Source organism: Bacillus sp. NTK074B, assembly GCF_017303375.1.
In the GTDB taxonomy this organism is placed as follows: Bacteria; Bacillota; Bacilli; order Bacillales; family Bacillaceae_B; genus Rossellomorea.
Map to the genome: position 1 here is coordinate 106,721 of NZ_JAFKOH010000012.1, position 17,840 is coordinate 124,560.

At 43.9% G+C, this 17,840-nt stretch carries 13 protein-coding genes, 4 tRNA genes and 1 pseudogene; 2 read left to right on the top strand and 16 right to left on the bottom strand.

From position 1 onward, the window contains the following. Positions 1–34 precede the first annotated feature (34 nt). The 9 genes from JI667_RS18300 to JI667_RS18340 form a co-directional block, all read right to left on the bottom strand. On the bottom strand, positions 35–1,513 hold the full coding sequence (locus tag JI667_RS18300; RefSeq protein WP_206857685.1) for a peptidoglycan DD-metalloendopeptidase family protein: 1,479 nt from the start codon (positions 1,511–1,513) through the stop codon (positions 35–37). A gap of 354 nt (positions 1,514–1,867) precedes the next feature. After that, positions 1,868–1,940: transfer RNA gene (locus JI667_RS18305), tRNA-Phe, on the bottom strand. Between the two features lie 159 nt (positions 1,941–2,099). Continuing rightward, positions 2,100–2,176: transfer RNA gene (locus JI667_RS18310), tRNA-Asp, on the bottom strand. A 260-nt stretch (positions 2,177–2,436) separates the two neighbouring features. Then, positions 2,437–2,508, bottom strand: a tRNA-Glu gene (locus JI667_RS18315). Between the two features lie 15 nt (positions 2,509–2,523). Beyond that, positions 2,524–2,599 (bottom strand) — tRNA-Lys (locus tag JI667_RS18320). 266 nt (positions 2,600–2,865) lie between these two features. Next, positions 2,866–3,279, bottom strand: coding sequence for a DUF350 domain-containing protein (locus JI667_RS18325; protein WP_206857686.1), 414 nt, complete (start codon positions 3,277–3,279; stop codon positions 2,866–2,868). Next, on the bottom strand, positions 3,267–4,535 hold the full coding sequence (locus JI667_RS18330) for a glutathionylspermidine synthase family protein (RefSeq protein ID WP_206857687.1): 1,269 nt from the start codon (positions 4,533–4,535) through the stop codon (positions 3,267–3,269). The genes JI667_RS18325 and JI667_RS18330 overlap by 13 nt, the downstream gene beginning before the upstream one ends. A gap of 1 nt (position 4,536) precedes the next feature. Further along, positions 4,537–4,845: a hypothetical protein gene (locus JI667_RS18335; protein WP_206857689.1), complete on the bottom strand. Its 309-nt coding sequence runs from the start codon at positions 4,843–4,845 to the stop codon at positions 4,537–4,539. Continuing rightward, positions 4,842–5,306 carry a hypothetical protein gene (locus JI667_RS18340; protein WP_206857690.1) on the bottom strand — a complete coding sequence of 155 codons (465 nt, stop codon included), beginning with the start codon at positions 5,304–5,306 and terminating at the stop codon, positions 4,842–4,844. The genes JI667_RS18335 and JI667_RS18340 overlap by 4 nt, the downstream gene beginning before the upstream one ends. Positions 5,307–5,424: 118 nt before the next feature. Here JI667_RS18340 and JI667_RS18345 point away from each other — a divergent pair, with 118 nt between their 5' ends. After that, positions 5,425–6,447 (top strand): potassium channel family protein, encoded by a 1,023-nt coding sequence (locus tag JI667_RS18345; RefSeq protein WP_244668388.1) that lies wholly within the window; start codon positions 5,425–5,427, stop codon positions 6,445–6,447. A gap of 43 nt (positions 6,448–6,490) precedes the next feature. Here JI667_RS18345 and JI667_RS18350 read toward each other — a convergent pair whose 3' ends face one another. Continuing rightward, on the bottom strand, positions 6,491–7,783 hold the full coding sequence (locus tag JI667_RS18350; RefSeq protein WP_206857692.1) for an adenylosuccinate synthase: 1,293 nt from the start codon (positions 7,781–7,783) through the stop codon (positions 6,491–6,493). Between the two features lie 549 nt (positions 7,784–8,332). Here JI667_RS18350 and JI667_RS18355 point away from each other — a divergent pair. Then, positions 8,333–10,057 carry an ABC transporter ATP-binding protein gene (locus JI667_RS18355; RefSeq protein WP_206857694.1) on the top strand — a complete coding sequence of 575 codons (1,725 nt, stop codon included), beginning with the start codon at positions 8,333–8,335 and terminating at the stop codon, positions 10,055–10,057. Positions 10,058–10,100: 43 nt separating this feature from the next. Here the strand turns inward: JI667_RS18355 and dnaB are convergent, their stop codons facing one another. The 6 genes and pseudogenes from dnaB to JI667_RS24060 form a co-directional block, all read right to left on the bottom strand. Then, a complete protein-coding gene (dnaB, locus tag JI667_RS18360) occupies positions 10,101–11,453 on the bottom strand; it encodes a replicative DNA helicase (protein WP_034764791.1) in 1,353 nt (450 codons plus the stop codon). A 172-nt stretch (positions 11,454–11,625) separates the two neighbouring features. Next, on the bottom strand, positions 11,626–12,072 hold the full coding sequence (gene rplI / locus JI667_RS18365) for a 50S ribosomal protein L9 (RefSeq protein ID WP_098351372.1): 447 nt from the start codon (positions 12,070–12,072) through the stop codon (positions 11,626–11,628). Beyond that, positions 12,069–14,042 carry a DHH family phosphoesterase gene (locus JI667_RS18370; RefSeq protein WP_206857696.1) on the bottom strand — a complete coding sequence of 658 codons (1,974 nt, stop codon included), beginning with the start codon at positions 14,040–14,042 and terminating at the stop codon, positions 12,069–12,071. The genes rplI and JI667_RS18370 overlap by 4 nt, the downstream gene beginning before the upstream one ends. Positions 14,043–14,068: 26 nt before the next feature. After that, the gene (locus JI667_RS18375) at positions 14,069–14,992 is read right to left on the bottom strand and encodes a YybS family protein (protein WP_206857698.1); all 924 of its coding nucleotides are present in this window, start codon (positions 14,990–14,992) and stop codon (positions 14,069–14,071) included. A gap of 337 nt (positions 14,993–15,329) precedes the next feature. Continuing rightward, positions 15,330–16,280: a methyl-accepting chemotaxis protein gene (locus JI667_RS24055; protein ID WP_414635249.1), complete on the bottom strand. Its 951-nt coding sequence runs from the start codon at positions 16,278–16,280 to the stop codon at positions 15,330–15,332. Further along, positions 16,278–17,510, bottom strand: a pseudogene (locus JI667_RS24060) (cache domain-containing protein); the annotation flags it as partial. The gene JI667_RS24055 and the pseudogene JI667_RS24060, both read right to left, overlap by 3 nt. Positions 17,511–17,840 lie beyond the last annotated feature (330 nt).

Here is a 17,840-nt window from a genome sequence, read left to right on the forward strand (position 1 = left end):
TGTGTCAGTCCCTTGCTTAATTACCTCTATATCATTACAGTACATCCAATGGATTAATCAATGACCCATTTTTGTATACTTCGATGTGAAGATGGACGCCAGTTGCTTCACCTGTTTCTCCCATGATGCCAAGTTTTTGTCCTCTTTCGACCGTTTGACCGGCAGAAACAGAAATGGAACTTAGATGGGCATAGATGGTCTTATACCCATTTCCGTGATCGATGACCACTTTATTTCCATAACCGCCATCATCCCATCCGGCTGAAACGACTCTTCCGTTATCAACGGATTTGATGGTGCGGTCGCTTGGACGTGCGATGTCTATCCCTTTATGCATTTTCCCCCAGCGTGGTCCCTGCTTGGAAGAAATGTAACCGCCATTCGTCGGCCATGCAAAGCTTCCTGACCCCCTGGACGGAGTGGCTTTCGTTCCTTTGATTACGATATATTTCACTGGATCTTTCAGCCTTTTCTCTTCTTTAACATTTTTATCGGTTTGAGAACCGTTTACTTCTGTTGTTTCAAACGTAACGGATTTCTCCCCATCTTGACCTTCCTGCTTCACTTTTGTATCGCCTTTATTCATCGAAGAGTCTTCCTTTACTTCTTTTTCATAGGCGATCTTTTCGATTTTATTGGCTTCCTTCTTAACGAGAACATGAACAAGAGGCTCATACACTGTTACATTTAACTCTGAACCTACTTTCAAAGCACCGTCCTCTTTCAAATCCTCATTTAACTCCAGCAATTTACCTGTCGTTATAGAATGATCTGCAGCAATCGTACTCAACGCATCGCCTTCCTGGACTTTATACTTTTTCTCTTCCGCTGTTCCTTTTTTAAGAAGCTCAGCAGCTTCCTTCGGAGACTTTAATTCTTCCGGCTTCACTTGTGCCTTCTTCGTTTCCACACTCTCTTTAAATGAAACATCCAATAAACGGGTTTCGTTTTCTTTCAAAGGGGGTAAAGAAGTGGAAGTAGAATCCTTTGTACGCCCTTCATATTCGTTAAGCTCTTCTTCAGAAACATAGGTAAGCTTAAACGATTTTAGTGCTTCTTCAGCCGCCATTTCATCCTTTACATAGGCAACTGGTTTATCGTTGACAACCAAAGCAAAGGCATTCGCTTCAATTGATACAGATGAATTTAAACGTTCGATGACTTGCTGGTTATTGGTTTTGACCGTTTCGAATACATTCTCAGGTATGTATGTTATATCTTGATTAAAATCAACCTGATAATCACTGTACTCCTTCTGCGCCTTCTCAAGCTTCTCTTCTAAAACGTCCTTCACTTGATCCTCATTCGTAACCGCCCCTACATACTCATCACCCATGTATACATGATAGACGGTTTGTAAATCTTTTTCGGATCCGGTAGACGCCGTGGCTGAAGAGAACGTTAAAGTGGTAAGTGCGAGGGTCGTTATTCCCACTCGTTTCACAAATTGATTTGATCTATGTCGAATATTAAGTTTTTCTAAAAAGGATGGTAACTTCTTTCCAAAACTCATTGACTTGCCTCCTATAAACTAAAGCAATAATCCCGGTTAACGGTAGTTCATTATGCCTAATTTAGTAAAATTCTATAAAATTCGTACTTTACTAATTTACCATAATTCGACGAAAACCGGGACACAGAATCACGATTGTAATATAACTGTATAATTTGTCAGTTAATATCCTTTTTTCTAATGGTGGATGATCCCTGTCACAATAGGGATTCTATGGGTCTAAAGGTGGATTGATCATTGAAATAGTGATGGTAATAATTAGAGGAAAACCGGCGGTGTATGTTACATGAGTGTTACAGAGCATAATAAAAAAGCACTACGAGAGTCAAAGTCGTCGCAGTACTTTTTGTAAGATGGCTCAGGACGGAATCGAACCGCCGACACATGGATTTTCAGTCCATTGCTCTACCAACTGAGCTACTGAGCCAAATAGTTTTCGGCTTCCGCTAAGCTTCGAATCTCTTCGTCAGCTCACTCAGTCACATCCTCACGTATGTAAAATACGCTCCAGTGTTCCTTCGATCGCTTTCTCGACCTTCTCGCTTATCGAAACCCTTTTCCATTTCATGAATATCAGATATGAAAATGGCGGTCCGGACGGGACTCGAACCCGCGACCTCCTGCGTGACAGGCAGGCATTCTAACCAACTGAACTACCGGACCAAAGCTTTTTGCGTTAGCAAAATAGGTTTCATTAATTTGACGATAGTCAAAATAACTATCCTTACTTTGCGTTAGCAAAATAGGTTTCATTAATTTGACGATAGTCAAAATAACTATCCTTACTTTGCGTTAGCAAAATAGGTCATTACCTTGCGCTAGCAAAATATTTCACCTTGCTTTGGGTTTGCATAAAATATGTATTCTATTTCCGAATAGTGTTGCCTAGTATGCCAGCAATCTATCAATCAGGAAATAAAAAATGACCCATACGGGATTCGAACCCGTGTTACCGCCGTGAAAGGGCGGTGTCTTAACCGCTTGACCAATGGGCCATGACAAGAAAAAAATGGTGAGCCATGAAGGATTCGAACCTTCGACCCTCTGATTAAAAGTCAGATGCTCTACCAACTGAGCTAATGGCTCTCTAAGTATATATAAACACGAATTGAAGGCTTGATCAAAGCCTCTTTCGTGACAACGAAATTAATATTATCACAGTATGATTGTCGAGGGCAACAGTTTTTTTGGATTTTTTGTCGAAAGTTATTTCTCGGGGAATAATTTGGTCAATAACAGATTGATGTTGAAAATGGATTTAGTCAAAAAGAGTGTATTAATCCTTTCGACTGTCAGCATCCCACATAAAAAAGACCCGCCAGCAAAGCAGCAGATCTTCATCTCAATCAAAATCAGTAAGTCAAACTAGCCGCCACAACCAATCCCACGACAATCGACGCTGAAAACAGGCTGAATCCGATGGCGATGTTCCCTTCTTCCACTTTCTTAGCCAGGCTTGTGCGTGGAGTCAGAACAAACTCAATGATCCAGTAGGCGATGACCTGGGTGGCAATTCCGATTAACCCCCAAATAAACGCATCAAGCAGATTAAGGCTGTTCGCCCATACGGTGTAGATGACGATCGCGAGCCCGATGGCTTTTCCCCACAGCTTAAGAGCTACTGCAATGTTTCCTTCTTTGATTAACTTTGCTTCTGAGAACTTGGTGGTGAAGGCGAAGACGGTGATGCCGAGGATCATGAGTCCAAGGCCGGTTCCGACGTGGGCCAGAAAGCTGAGTAAGGCTTCACTTGTTAGGATTTGCATGTGTTTCTCTCCTTTTTATCTGCCTGTATTCCTACAGGCAGAAAGTATGATTCGTTATCAGTAATGGCATTTCCGGCTCTAATGCCAATCGCGCCGGGGTTGCCGTTGATGATGAAGCTGCCGACCATCAGGCTTGCTTCCTTTTCCCCTTCATCCGTTGAGATCACCGAGACAGGAAGGGGGCAGAATTGTTGATAGACAGGCAGCGTCTGTTTATACGTTTCATTTTTGTCTTCCAGTAGTACCTTACCTGTCGCTTCAAGGATTTTGACCGTATCACCTTCACGACCGAATGCTGGTTTTTTCACGTACGTCATTCCGCTCTCCTCAAACGTTTCAGGGTCAAGGTACGTTGGAAGGAAGTAACGTTCGATCCACTGGTGTTCCTCCTCCGAGAAAAAGGTGCTTCCTTCTTCATGAAGTCCCCAGATGAGTGCCTGCACCCCTTTTGATTGCAGTAAGAAGGCAGAGGGAGGATTCAGGATCGAAAGTTTTTTCTCCAATGCCAATTGCATCAGAGCCTGGCCGACTTTATCGTCCGTCAGGGGATCTTTGTCATCGACTAAGTGCTCGATGGGATAGGTTTGGCGATATAATACATCGATCCTCACACCGCTGGGAGTATAAAGACCGTCTTCCCGTATTTGCAGCTGATCCAGGCTCACATACTCTGAAGGGACTTCCGCAAGCTCCTGGATATACTTTGTTGTCAGGTAGTCCTCCTCGTTGTCAGCATGGGAGGTGAAGACGATCTTCGCTTCTCCTTCTCTTTGAACGGACTTCCAGGAAGATAAGAGACCACGTTTCAATTCTTTAGCTAATTCCTCTTCCATCCCCTCATTCGGATTCGGATAATCGTAATACTCACATACCTTTTCATTTACACGATAGAGTTCTTTAATGAATGTTGGGGTATCACTATTAAATTCTAATAATTTCATACTTCCATCAGATACGACAAAGTCGAATCTCCCGATGATACATTCTTGAGGGACGGACTTATACCGGATATATGATAAAGTTTCCTCAGGGTATCCAAGTTCAAGGAGTGTCACATCATCCAGCTCCCGAAGAAGATCTGCCGTTTTGTCAAAAATGGCGTAGACACGTTTCGATGCTTCATGTATCGCCATTATCGTGTTTTGAGGGATCAGATGGATATCCAATAAGGCATATTCCATATCGTATAAATCGTACCAGAACTCAGGGATACCATTGTAAAATTCTCTTCTTTTCACTTGGTGAGAGCTTGTCATATTACCCTCCAAATCCACCTTTAGAGCCACTTCCAATCCCTGATTTGTAACTCTTGGAATATGATTTATAGCTTGAGAAATTTTTCAGAGCCGATTTGTTTCTAAACATTCTTCCCGCAAAGTAATAATAGCCGAAGTTGGATGAGCGGTCGTCATCGCAATAATACGTCCCACTGTCATCATCCCAATCCCAGTCATCACAGTCTACATCCGTCGGTTCCGGCGGGAGGTCCTGGTTTCCACAGCCGCTGACCGATATCGCCATGACCGAGGCGGCCACACCCGCCATCATTTTTTTTGTTTTGTTCATCTTCTTTCCTCCTCCAGCTTATATCCCGTTGCCTTTACATATAGTAGATACACATAGCGATCCTCATCTATCTCAGCAGAGTCCCGTTCCCATTCGACCCCGTCTATATCATAATAAACGGAACCGATGACGCTCAGAATATCAAGATGATAATCATGATGTTCTATTTTCAGGATGGGATTATTTTTCCGGTGATTGAGCTCACGAATTTCAAGTACCAATCGTTCCGGTGGAAACAAGGGATCATTTAAAGGTTCTTCCTCATAGGTTTCCACATAAATGACGAATACGTTGCCTTCTATGGAAGAGGAAAGCTGTCGATAGGTGACCCCTTCCTTCACGAAGAACTCACATTCCCTTCTTGCGAGAATCTGTTCGAGCTCAATATCGGGGTAGTGATAAATGGGCTCAAAGATGTCGTTTCCTTTTCTCAATCGATACTCTAATATCGGTTCTTTCATTCGTGGCATCCTCCTACAATGATTTCTTTAAACTATACGAACCAGTGAGGAAAAGGTTTCATTTCCCAGAAGTTCATTGGTATGATTGAACTATGATTTTTGAAAAAGGAGGGTATGTATGATTATTTTCCAAAGGATTTGGAAGCAAATCACGAAGATGGACTTCGGGTTCATTTTTCTATTATCACTGATTATCGTCCTGATTGGAACCGTTGGCAGTCATTTTTTGGAACCTGAAACCTTTCCATCTTTATTTGACGGGTTCTGGTGGACGATGACGACCTTGACGACAGTCGGTTATGGGGATTATTTTCCCGTTTCGGTTGGGGGACGGATGCTTGGAATCTTCCTCTTTATCTTCGGGATCGGGATCATCGGTGTTTTAATCAGTAAAACCGTCGATTCGATCACCACGTTTCAGAAATTCAAAAGGGAGGGAAAGCTAGTGTATACATATGAAGATCATTATATTTACATCAACTGGTCAAAGAAGACGGAGAGGGCCATTGAAGAGATTCTTGCCCACGTGCCCGATGCTGAAATTGTCCTCATCGACATGCTTCCCATCACACCGATCGAGCATGAACAGGTCCACTTCATCCAAGGAGATCCATCCGATGAAAATGTGTTATTGAAGGCCAATATCTTTGAAGCGAAACGAGTCGCCATCTTCTCCGATTCTAAAATCGAGGACCCTTCTCTTATTGATGGGAAGACGTTGTTAATTGCATCTGCCGTAGAGGGTTTATCAAAAACTCACAAGCGTGAGGTACATACGATTGTGGAAGTATCGGAAGACCGCCATATTCCGAAGTTCCAGCATATTGCCGTCGAAGATTTTATTCTATCGAATGATTCCGTCTCTCTTTTGATGGCGAAGGCCACTCTTCATCCTGGAACGACTACCCTGTTCAGACAGTTGCTCAGTAAACGATACGGCAATAACATCCACGAATTCAGCGTGAAGGAAGATTGGAAGACCGTCAAGCAGGCATCTGAGGAGCTTCTTGAAAAAGGGGCCATCCTTCTTGCCGTGAATGACAACATGGATTTTAGTAATGCCATGAAACAGGAACTCCACCCAGACGATACGTTGTATGTTGTCTGTCATGACCGGGTGTATGAACAATTACACCAATAAAAAAACTCTCAGCCTGATTGGGCTGAGAGTTTTTTTTGTATGATTAATTCGGGCTCCATACGCTTCGAACGACATTCGTTTGAGAGCGGTCAGGACCGACTGAGAAGATGGAAAGAGGGATACCTGTTAATTGGGAAACGCGCTCTAAGTAGTGACGTGCGTTTTCAGGAAGATCCGACAGCGTCTTGCATCCTGTGATGTCTTCCGTCCAGCCTGGAAGCTCTTCATAAACGGGTTCACATTCAGCCAGGATGTTCAGGTTAGCCGGGAATTCCTCCATGACTTCACCTTTGTATGTGTAAGCGACACAGATTTTCAATGTTTCGATCCCTGTCAGGACGTCGATTGAATTCAATGAAAGATCCGTTAACCCACTGACACGGCGTGCGTGACGCACAACCACGCTGTCGAACCAGCCGACACGGCGAGGGCGTCCAGTCGTTGTACCGTATTCACGGCCGACTTCACGGATTTGATCTCCGATTTCGTTGTTTAATTCCGTAGGGAAAGGACCGTCTCCCACACGTGTAGTATACGCTTTAGATACGCCGACTACGTGATTGATTTTTGTAGGTCCCACTCCGGAACCGATCGTTACTCCACCAGCTACCGGATTTGAAGATGTAACAAACGGGTATGTACCTTGATCGATATCAAGCATAACCCCTTGAGCTCCTTCGAACAGAACGCGGCGGCCGTTATCGATGGCATCGTTCAACACAACGGACGTATCGACCACATAGTGCTTGATCTGCTGACCGTACTCATAGTATTCATCCAGAATGTCTTCAATGTTGAATCCTTCTGTTTCATAGAATTTTTCGAAAAGGCGGTTCTTTTCTTCCAGGTTACGGGCAAGCTTTTCTTCGAACGATTGGCGATCCAGAAGATCAGCGATACGGATTCCGACACGAGCCGCTTTATCCATATAAGCAGGACCGATTCCTTTTTTCGTTGTACCGATCTTATTGGCACCTTTGCGTTCTTCATCTATTTCATCCAGTTTCAAGTGGTATGGAAGAATCACGTGTGCACGGTTGCTGATTCTAAGATTATCTGTTTTCACATCGCGATCGTGAAGATACTTCAACTCTTTCACAAGAGCTTTCGGATCGACGACCATCCCATTTCCGATTACGGATGTTTTTTCGTTATAGAAAATGCCTGATGGAATTAAGTGTAATTTATATGTTTCACCGTCAAACTTAATGGTATGACCCGCGTTGTTCCCACCTTGGTAACGCGCGATTACTTCTGCATGTTCAGAAAGGAAGTCAGTGATCTTTCCTTTTCCTTCGTCTCCCCATTGCGTTCCTACTACTACTACTGAAGACATATTAAGCACCTCCGACGGGAATTAGTATTCCCTCTTTTATCAAACAAACTCATTTTATCAACACCCATTGTGAAAGTCAATTAAAACACGAACGTTTTTATAGGTAATTATATTTATGTTCGTGTAATTTCATGCTTTCTTCCTAAAAATCCTCTAGTTTAAGAATTTTTGGATAAATATTTCATCTTATTTGATGGGAGAGCTCGAACTCTGTTCAATTAGTGTATCCAACTTTGGAAAAAGGGATAGCGGCTGGTTGATTTCCGCTCCAGGTGCTCGCTTTCCGCGGGGCGTGAGTTGAGCCTCCTCGGGCTTTTGCCCTGTGGGGTCTCAACTTTCACGCTTTTCCCGCAGGAGTCGAGCACCTTCCGCTACAATCAACTTCGTAGCATCATGTTTTTATTAAATTCACAGAAAAAAAAACAATATATTATGAGAAACACCTTTAAAAATATCATCATGTTAAGATAGCGCATTTTAAAATCTTTTGCTAATCTAAAATAAGAATTTTGAATTTTACATACAATTTAATACTGAGGTGACGAGGATATGATTAAACGCTTTTTTAGTTATTACCGTCCACACCGGCGGCTTTTTTATATTGATTTTGCTTGTGCTGTATTGGTAGGTCTATTGGAACTGGGATTTCCCATAGCTGTTTCATGGTTCATTGATTCCCTTTTACCTGATGGGAATTGGAGCACCATCCTGGCTGTGTCGGCAGGTCTTCTGGTTTTGTATTTGATCAGTTCATCCATGCAGTTTGTGGTGAACTACTGGGGGCATAAGCTCGGGATCAATATCGAGACGGATATGAGGCGGGAATTGTTCCACCATGTGCAGAGGCAATCCTTCCGCTTTTTTGATAATACGAAAACCGGGCATATCATGAGCCGGGTGACAAATGATTTGATGGATATCGGAGAGCTTGCCCACCACGGACCTGAGGATCTGTTCATTGCCGTCATGACCTTTATCGGGGCGTTTTGGATCATGCTCACGATTAACATGGAGCTTGCTCTGGTGGCGATTATTATTGTTCCATTCCTTGTATGGCTCATTTCGTATTCGAATATTAAAATGAATGCGGCCTGGACGAAGATGTATGGGAATATAGCGGACGTCAACAGTCGAGTAGAAGATAGCGTGTCAGGAGCCCGGGTGGTTCAATCGTTCACGAATGAATCCTATGAAATGGAACGATTTAATGAGAATAATCAATTTTTCAGGAAGTCCAAATTGAAAGCCTATAATGTGATGAGCGTCAATTTATCAGGGATCTATATTACAACACGCTTAATGACCTTGATCATCCTTGTATACGGAGCCTGGTTAAGCTTCTCTGGTGTCCTGTCATACGGAGAACTGGTTGCCTTCATCCTTTATATTAATGTCCTGTTTAAACCGATTGATAAGATTTCCGCCCTACTTGAGCTGTATCCAAAGGGGATGGCAGGATTTAAGCGTTTCACGGAGCTTATGGATATGGAGCCCGATATTGAAAATCGCCCCCATGCCATCGAAGTTGACACGTTTAGAGGGGATATTGCCTTTGACAGCGTGACCTTTGGCTATGAGCCTGAACGGCCGATACTGAACGATTTATCCTTTACGATTCAATCAGGGCAGACGGTGGCTTTTGTCGGTCCCTCTGGTGCAGGGAAGACAACAATTTGCTCCTTGATCCCCCGCTTCTATGACATAGATAAAGGAGCCATCACCATAGATGGCATCGATGTACGTGAGATGACGAAGGAATCTCTCCGTTCCCAAATTGGGATTGTTCAACAGGATGTTTTCCTATTCACAGGGACGCTTCGTGAGAACATCGCATATGGGAAGCTGGATGCCACGCAGGAAGAAATTGAGGTAGCGACGAGACGTGCTCATCTGACCGATCTCATTGCATCCCTTCCAGAGGGTTTTGATACTCAAATCGGGGAAAGAGGACTGAAGCTGTCCGGTGGTCAAAAGCAGCGCTTATCTATCGCCCGCATGTTCTTGAAGAATCCACGAATCTTGATTCTGGATGAAGCCACTTCTGCCCTAGATACGGAAACGGAAGCAATCATTCAAGAGGCTTTGAATGAACTGGCAAAGAACAGGACCACCCTTGTCATCGCCCATCGGTTGGCGACGATTCGTAAGGCTGACCGCATTCTCGTCGTCACCGAGGATGGGATTGCTGAAGATGGGACACATGAAGAACTGCTCTCAAAAGAGGATGGTATCTTCACAAGACTTCATGCCCATCAGCATGCAACCATTCTATAAACTAAAAAAACCAAGCATCTGTGCGAGGCTTGGATTTTTTCTATTAAGCTGGAGCGTCGTCAAACCGCCGCTCCAAATTCACGAATTTATTGTATTCTTTCACGAACGCCAATGACACGTTCCCGACCGGGCCGTTACGCTGCTTGGCGATAATGATTTCGATAATATTCTTATTTTCCGCTTCTTTATCGTAGTAATCTTCACGGTAAAGGAAGGCTACGATATCCGCATCCTGCTCGATACTTCCTGATTCACGGATATCGGACATCATCGGACGCTTATCCTGACGTTGTTCCACTCCACGGGAGAGCTGGGATAAGGCGATGACGGGTACTTGCAGTTCACGGGCCAAGCCTTTAAGTGAGCGGGAGATTTCCGAAACCTCCTGTTGACGGTTTTCGCCAGAACGTCCGCTACCCTGAATCAGCTGCAAGTAGTCGATCAGGATCATCCCAAGTCCATGCTCCTGGGCAAGTCGACGGCATTTGGAACGGATCTCTCCGACTTTGATCCCCGGCGTATCATCGATATAGATACCGGCATTCGATAGGCTTCCCATCGCCATCGTCAGCTTTCTCCAATCTTCGTCTGTCAGATCACCGGTACGGAGATTTTGTGCGTTGATGTTGCCTTCTGCACACAGCATACGCATGACGAGCTGTTCCGCACCCATCTCGAGAGAGAAGATGGCTACATTTTCCTTGGCCTTTACAGCTACATTTTGCGCGATGTTCAGTGCAAAGGCTGTCTTACCCATAGAGGGACGTGCCCCTACAATGATTAAATCATTCCGCTGGAACCCTGCCGTCATATGATCAAGGTCGGCGAAGCCTGTGGAAATACCCGTTACGTCACCCTTACGATTCGTAAGAGTTTCGATATTATCATATGTTCGCACGAGTACATCTTTAATATTGTGGAAGGCACCTGCATTTTTGCGCTGGGCCACTTCCATGATGTTTTTTTCTGCTTCGCTCAGAAGGCTGTCCACTTCATCTTCCCGTGCATAGCCATCAGAAGCGATATCGGTGGCTGTACGGATCAATCGGCGCAGAAGGGATTTCTCTTCCACAATCTTTGCGTAATATTCAATATTTGCAGCGGTTGGAACCGAAGCAGCCAGTTCACTCAAATAAGCGACTCCGCCTACATCTTCCAGTTCTTTCGCAGCCGCCAGTTCCTCCGTCACTGTAATCAAGTCGACGGCTTTTCCACCGTCACCCAGATTCAGCATGACATTGTATATCCGCTGGTGGGAATGGCGATAAAAATCCTCTGGAATCAATATCTCCGACGTAGTCGTCAATGCACTTGGCTCCAGGAAAATAGCCCCTAATACCGCTTGTTCAGCCTCGATATTCTGAGGTGGAACACGATCCTGAAACATTTCATTCATTTATGCTCAAGCCCCCTTACGACCTTCATTAACTATATAAAAACTATATGGTATTCTACCGAAAAAATGTGATCAGGAAAAAATCCAGATCACATTTTATATCAATCTATATTCATTTTAACATGTTTTGCTCAAAATGAATTTACCAAATTTCGTATATTCCGGTGAAAGACTATTCTTCCGTTACGTGTACCTTTAATGTTGCTGATACATCCGTATGCAGTTTCACAGGCACATTCGTGTAGCCAAGGGCGCGGATCGCGTCGTTCATTTCGATTTTACGCTTATCGATCTTGATGTCATGTGCTTTTTTCAGCTCATCGGCGATTTGCTTACTCGTGATGGAACCGAATAGACGTCCGCCTTCACCAGACTTCGCTTTCATTTCAACCGTGATCTCTTCCAGCGTAGCCTTCAATTTTTTCGCTTCTTCCAGTTCCTCTTGAGCCAACTGCTCTTCTTTTTTCTTTTGACCCTCGAGCTGACCCATGTTCGCGTTTGTTGCTTCAACAGCTAACCCTTTTTTCAATAAGAAGTTGTGTGCATAGCCGTCTGCTACGTTTTTTACTTCCCCTTTTTTTCCTTTACCTTTAACATCTTTTAAGAAAATGACTTTCATATCTCTTTTCTCCCTTCAAAATAATCATTTAATGCTTCTTTCAGCTGTTCTTCCGCTTCAAGGACCGATACCTGTTTAATTTGAGTGGCTGCATTGGTTAAATGACCACCGCCGTTCAGGTTTTCCATGATGATCTGTACGTTCACATCACCCAGGGAACGGGCACTGATACCGATCGTGTCAGGGTCCCGCTTCGAGATGACAAAGGACGCGATGACTTCATCCATAGTCAATAAAGTGTCTGCTGCCTGGGCGATTAGAACAGGGTCATATATGATGTCATCCTCCGCTTTCGCGATGGCGACTCCTTCACGGAAGAACTTGACTGATTCGATTAACCTGGAACGTTTGATATACGTCTCTACATCCTCTTTAAGGAACTTCTGCACAAGCACCGTATCTGCTCCCTGGGCCCTCAGATAAGAGGCTGCATCGAATGTTCTGGATCCCGTCCTGAGCGTAAAGCTCTTCGTATCGACAATGATTCCTGCCAGGAGTGACGTCGCTTCAAGCATCGTGATCTTCTCGTGCTTAGGCTGATACTCGAGTAGCTCTGTCACAAGCTCTGCGGTAGAGGAGGCGTACGGTTCCATGTAGACCAGCAGTGGATTTTTAATGAAATCTTCGCCACGGCGATGATGATCGATGACGACGACTTTATCCACTTTGTTTAAAAGCTTTTCTTCGATGACCAAAGAAGGCTTATGGGTATCCACCACGACGAGCACCGTGTCGTCCGTCGCCATCTCAAGTGCTTCCTCGGGGGTGATGAAACGCGGATGGAGGTCTGAGTTTGCTTTGATTTCTTTCATCAAACGTTTCACACCGTTGTCGATTTCATTAAAGTTCAAGACGACATAGCCTTCACGCTGATTCATCTGGGCCACTTTACGGATCCCGATGGCCGCTCCGATGGCGTCCATATCAGGGTGTTTATGACCCATGATGATGACCTTGTCGCTTTCGATCATGATTTCCTTCAATGCGTGGGAAATGACCCTGGCCCGGACCCGGGTGCGTTTTTCCATCGGGTTGGTTTTCCCGCCATAGAATTTGACCTTGCCATTGGTCTGTTTGATGGCCACCTGATCTCCACCCCGACCCAGGGCAAGATCCAGGCTTGATTGAGCGAGTGTTCCGAGTTCGGGCAGGGAAGAAACACCCGTTCCGACACCGATACTCAAGGTGAGGGGGACATTCTGCTTCGAAGTCGTATCCCGCACATCATCGAGGATACCGAACTTTTCTTTCTCCAGCACCTGAAGGATCTTCTCATTGATGACGGCTATGAACCGTTCAGAAGAGACCCTCTTCAAGAACACACCGTACTCTTTCGCCCACTTATTCAGGATGGAGGTCACGAGGCTGTTCAGGCTGCTTCTCGTCTGGTCATCCATGCCTTGCGTCAGTTCATCATAGTTATCTAGAAAAATGATTCCAATATTTGTTCGTTCATCATGATACTGCTTTTCTATTTCTTTCTGTTCTGTGACATCAAAGAAGTAGAGTAGTTTTTCTTTGAGCTTCAATACGACGTGATACTTTCTCTCATTAATCGTCACAATTTCCGAATCGACTTCCTGTTTGATTAACGGAACAAGAGATTCTGCCACATCGTATAGGGATCTTCCAACGACCGTGTCTTCATTGAAACAAGAGGCCAGAAAAGGATTCGTCCATTCTATGTAATATTCATCATTGATCAGCATGATCCCAATGGGCATCTCCATTAATGCTTCTTCCCCTACACGCTTTACTCGGTAAGATAACGTAGAGATGTATTCCTCTGTTTCCTCATGAGACCTTCTCTCGAAATAAAATGCGAGAACATACACGATTCCAAAGACAATCAACCCTATTAACGAAATGATCCATTGGTAAAAGGAAACCGATACTAACAATAGAGCTGTTAATATAGCAAGACCGTACAATGGGTAGCGGATCATTCGCTTATTAAAATAAGATGGCATGATTTCAGCTCCTGGAACTTAAATTTCTATGACTTACGTTGTAGGCGTTGTCTTAGATCAAATCCTAAGTCAATTATACCTAAAATTCGCACGAGATAAAGGAGAGGGATCGAAATGATTGTAATTAATACCAAAATCCCCTTGGACCATCCCTTCACATGAGCAAAGAAATAGATGAATGACAGACCTTGAACCGCCATTAACGACTGAAGCACATACAGGACATTAATCAATGCTGTATAAGCGTATGTCCCTTTCTCCGGTTGAAGGATCATGGAAAGCACGAGGGTGATCAAATAATACCAAAGAATGCTCTTTGGAAGCTTCCATTCCCTGAATGGCTTGAATACCGGTACATCTCTTCCCAGACGCTTCATGATAGGGAAATTGATCACGATAAATAACAGTGCCAGTACAACCGAAATTCCGACAAACAATGTAGGCATTAAGGTTTGAACGAGATCAATCGCGCTCTCCAGGCTATCAACCAGCTTTTTATCCGGTTCCTGGCCAAGCGTTTTAAATAAAGAATAATAAGCAGCCTTGGATTCTTTTAAGCTGTCTTCAATGATATTGACACCTAAGAATAAAATCGAAACGACGAACCCGATCACAATGTTTAGGACAAGCGTAAGACTCGCTGCCATAAACAGTTTCATCTTATCCACTTTCGCTTTTACACACCAGCCGATGACCACTCCGGTCGTGGCCACCATAAAGGCAACCGGCAGTGCAAGCAGTCCGCCAAACAAGAAAGAAAGACCAAGTGATCCGATCAATACCAACAACGAATTCCATAACGAATATTTGGAACTGAATAAAATAAGAGGGAGGGGCATCACAAAAAATGCCAGCGTCCCAATAAGGGGAACATATAAACTCAATAACAGTAACACAGTAAAGATGGCGAGCATCAGCGCACCTTCAGTCAACACACGGGGATTCCTCACTCAAAACGCTCCTTACGATAAAATAAACAACATACAATAGCACTATCATATCAATTTTAAAGATAGATTTCATCTTATTGGGGTTCGGAAGACGTGACTGCCTATAGTTAACATGATGGGAGACTTCATTTTGGATAGCTTGTGCCACTTTTAATCCAACGTATGACTCATTGTGAGGATCAATACTGACTATCGGTATTATCTCTACATGATAAAAAAGAGGGTCACCCTCTTCACAATGCTATATTCTTCATCCACTCTAGTATGCACTCACCCTAAAAAGGAGTATACGTAGTAGATAAAGAATGGCAGTGTCAGGGCCACCCTCTAACGCACATTATGATATTTTAAACCGTTCGATCGAAGTTTGAAGTTCCTGACTTAGGTCGGTCAGGCGTTCAGCCGCTTCTGTAACGGATTGAACGGCCTTCACCTGCTCTTCTGTCGAAGCACTCATTTCCTCGCAGGAAGCGGCTGTTTGTTCGGCTGTTGCCGCCATCATTTGGATGACGTTGACCACTTCATCTTTTTCAAGATTGATCTGGCCTACTTCATTGTACATATTCTCGATTTCACGCTGCATGGATTTCATGAGGTGTGAAGTTTGATCGAATACGTGATTTGTCTTTTGGATCACATCATTTTGCACCTCGAATGTTTCTTTCGTTTTCACCATTTCATCCACTGCCTGATGAGAACCCTGTTGAATTTCAACGATTGTACGTTTGACTTCCTCTGTTGCCTTTACCGACTGGTCTGCAAGCTTACGTACTTCCTCTGCCACCACGGCGAACCCTTTGCCGTGTTCTCCGGCCCTTGCCGCTTCAATGCTCGCATTGAGGGCAAGCAGATTCGTTTGTGAGGAGATTTCTGTAATTGTCCCCATCACGGATTCGATCGTTTTCACCTTTGCTTCCAGGCTGAGAATGACTTTCTCCATGGAAGCGATGTATTCACTTGAAGAATGGTAGGCATTCTCTAATTCTTTCACCTGATTTAAACCGGACTGGTTCATTTCATCTGCCTGGCCAGCCAATTGGGACATAGCTTTGGACTTTTCATACACCCCGTCAATCCTGGTGCCAAGCTGCTCTGTCTGGTGGTGGGCACGGTCTGAGTCAGACGCTGACTGAGAGGCACCGCTCGCAATCTCAGAAACAGCACGTGCCATCTCTTCACTTGAAGCATTTGTCTCTTCAGACACCGCACTTAATCCTTCTGCTGATTCCCGCACGTTATAGATCGATGCCTGAACTACTTTTATTGTATCTTTCATATTCAGGATCATCTTATTTAAATCCAAAGCCAATAATCCCGTTTCATCTTTTGTATTGACGGAAGATTGAATGGACAGGTCTCCTGACGAAACGTTTGTCACCGTTTTTTGCAGTTCTTTAATCGGTTTTGTCATCATGTTGGCCAGGATGACAACCAATATGAGCATGATGACCAGTGTAACAAGCGCTGTAACCAGAAGTAAGCGTTCAATGTCCTTCGAAGACTGGATGAGATCCTCCATATTATAAGCAGAGCCCACTTTCCAATTCGTCTTTGGAACTGTACTGTACACTAATACTTTCTTATCGCCTTCCAGCTCATAGCGGATGGTGTCCGATTCTTTATCTGATTTTAGCATTTTGCCGATGAACGGCAATGTCGAAAGATCCTCACCCCGCTTGGTAGGGTGGACGATGGCCGTGCCGTCAAGTCCGATTAAAAACGGGTAGCCATTATATCCTATTTCCATTTTGGACACCCTGTCAGTAAGTTTGGATAAATTGATATCCACACCCAGTACACCGACTACTTTATTTTCGGATACAATCGCCCTTGAAGCGGTAATGATGTATTCTTCTGTTGCCGTGTCAACATACGGTTCACTCCAAATAACACCGGCCCTTGCTTCTGCAGCATTTTTATACCAATCCCTGCCCGTCGGGTCAAAGTCGCTTGGCAGTGAAACAGAAGGAACAATTTTCAACTTCTTGTTCGGTGATGCAAAGTAGATGGAAGTGGCTTCTTCATACAAACTTAGATAATTATCAAAGTCTGACTGGATATTGGCATATAACTCTGTATCATCAGCGGCCTGATCCTTTTCCATCTGTGCCTTTGCATAGTCCTTCAAAGAGTTGGAGATGGCATATTGATCGATACTCTTTTCGTACTGTCCAAGGAACAACTGTACGGAATTATTGAGCTCTCCCACAATCCCTTGAGTCTGACTGATGACGTCCTTCTCCGTTTTCATTCTGGTCTGCCAGCTGGTAATAGAGATGATGACAGCCAAGGAAACCATAAATAAAATAGAAATGATGACAATAAGCTTCATTCTGATGGATGATAAAATATAACCCTTCTTCCGGTCTGACTTCGTTTTGTTTCTCTTTTTTTTCAACGGAATTCCCCCTTTTACGACAAAAGCATCTATGTATACACCCTTATTCATCGACAATTTTCTGCAATTCTTTATAGATGGGGGGAAATTACGTACGTTATAAGCTATAAAAAAACTCATTTTTGCAAGGCTATTTTCGCAAAGATTGTTGCTATCATATACAGATTGAAATTGCGAATGCTCTGTAATTCAGGGTGTGATGCAGGAGGGTGAAGCGGTTGACAGAGCAAAATGTTTTGTGACCATCAGTTTAAAAAGTGTAAAGGACTATTGAATAAAAATCAGTCGCTACAACGAATGAAAAGCAGTGGCATAAGCAATCTCCACATTTCCTTTGTGATAGTCAACCTTTTCTTTTGTCTAGTTGATTCTCGCTGCAGGTGCTCGACTCCCTCGGAAAAAGTTATTATACCAGTGCTTACAACCGTTTTATTCTCTTGTGAAAATTTT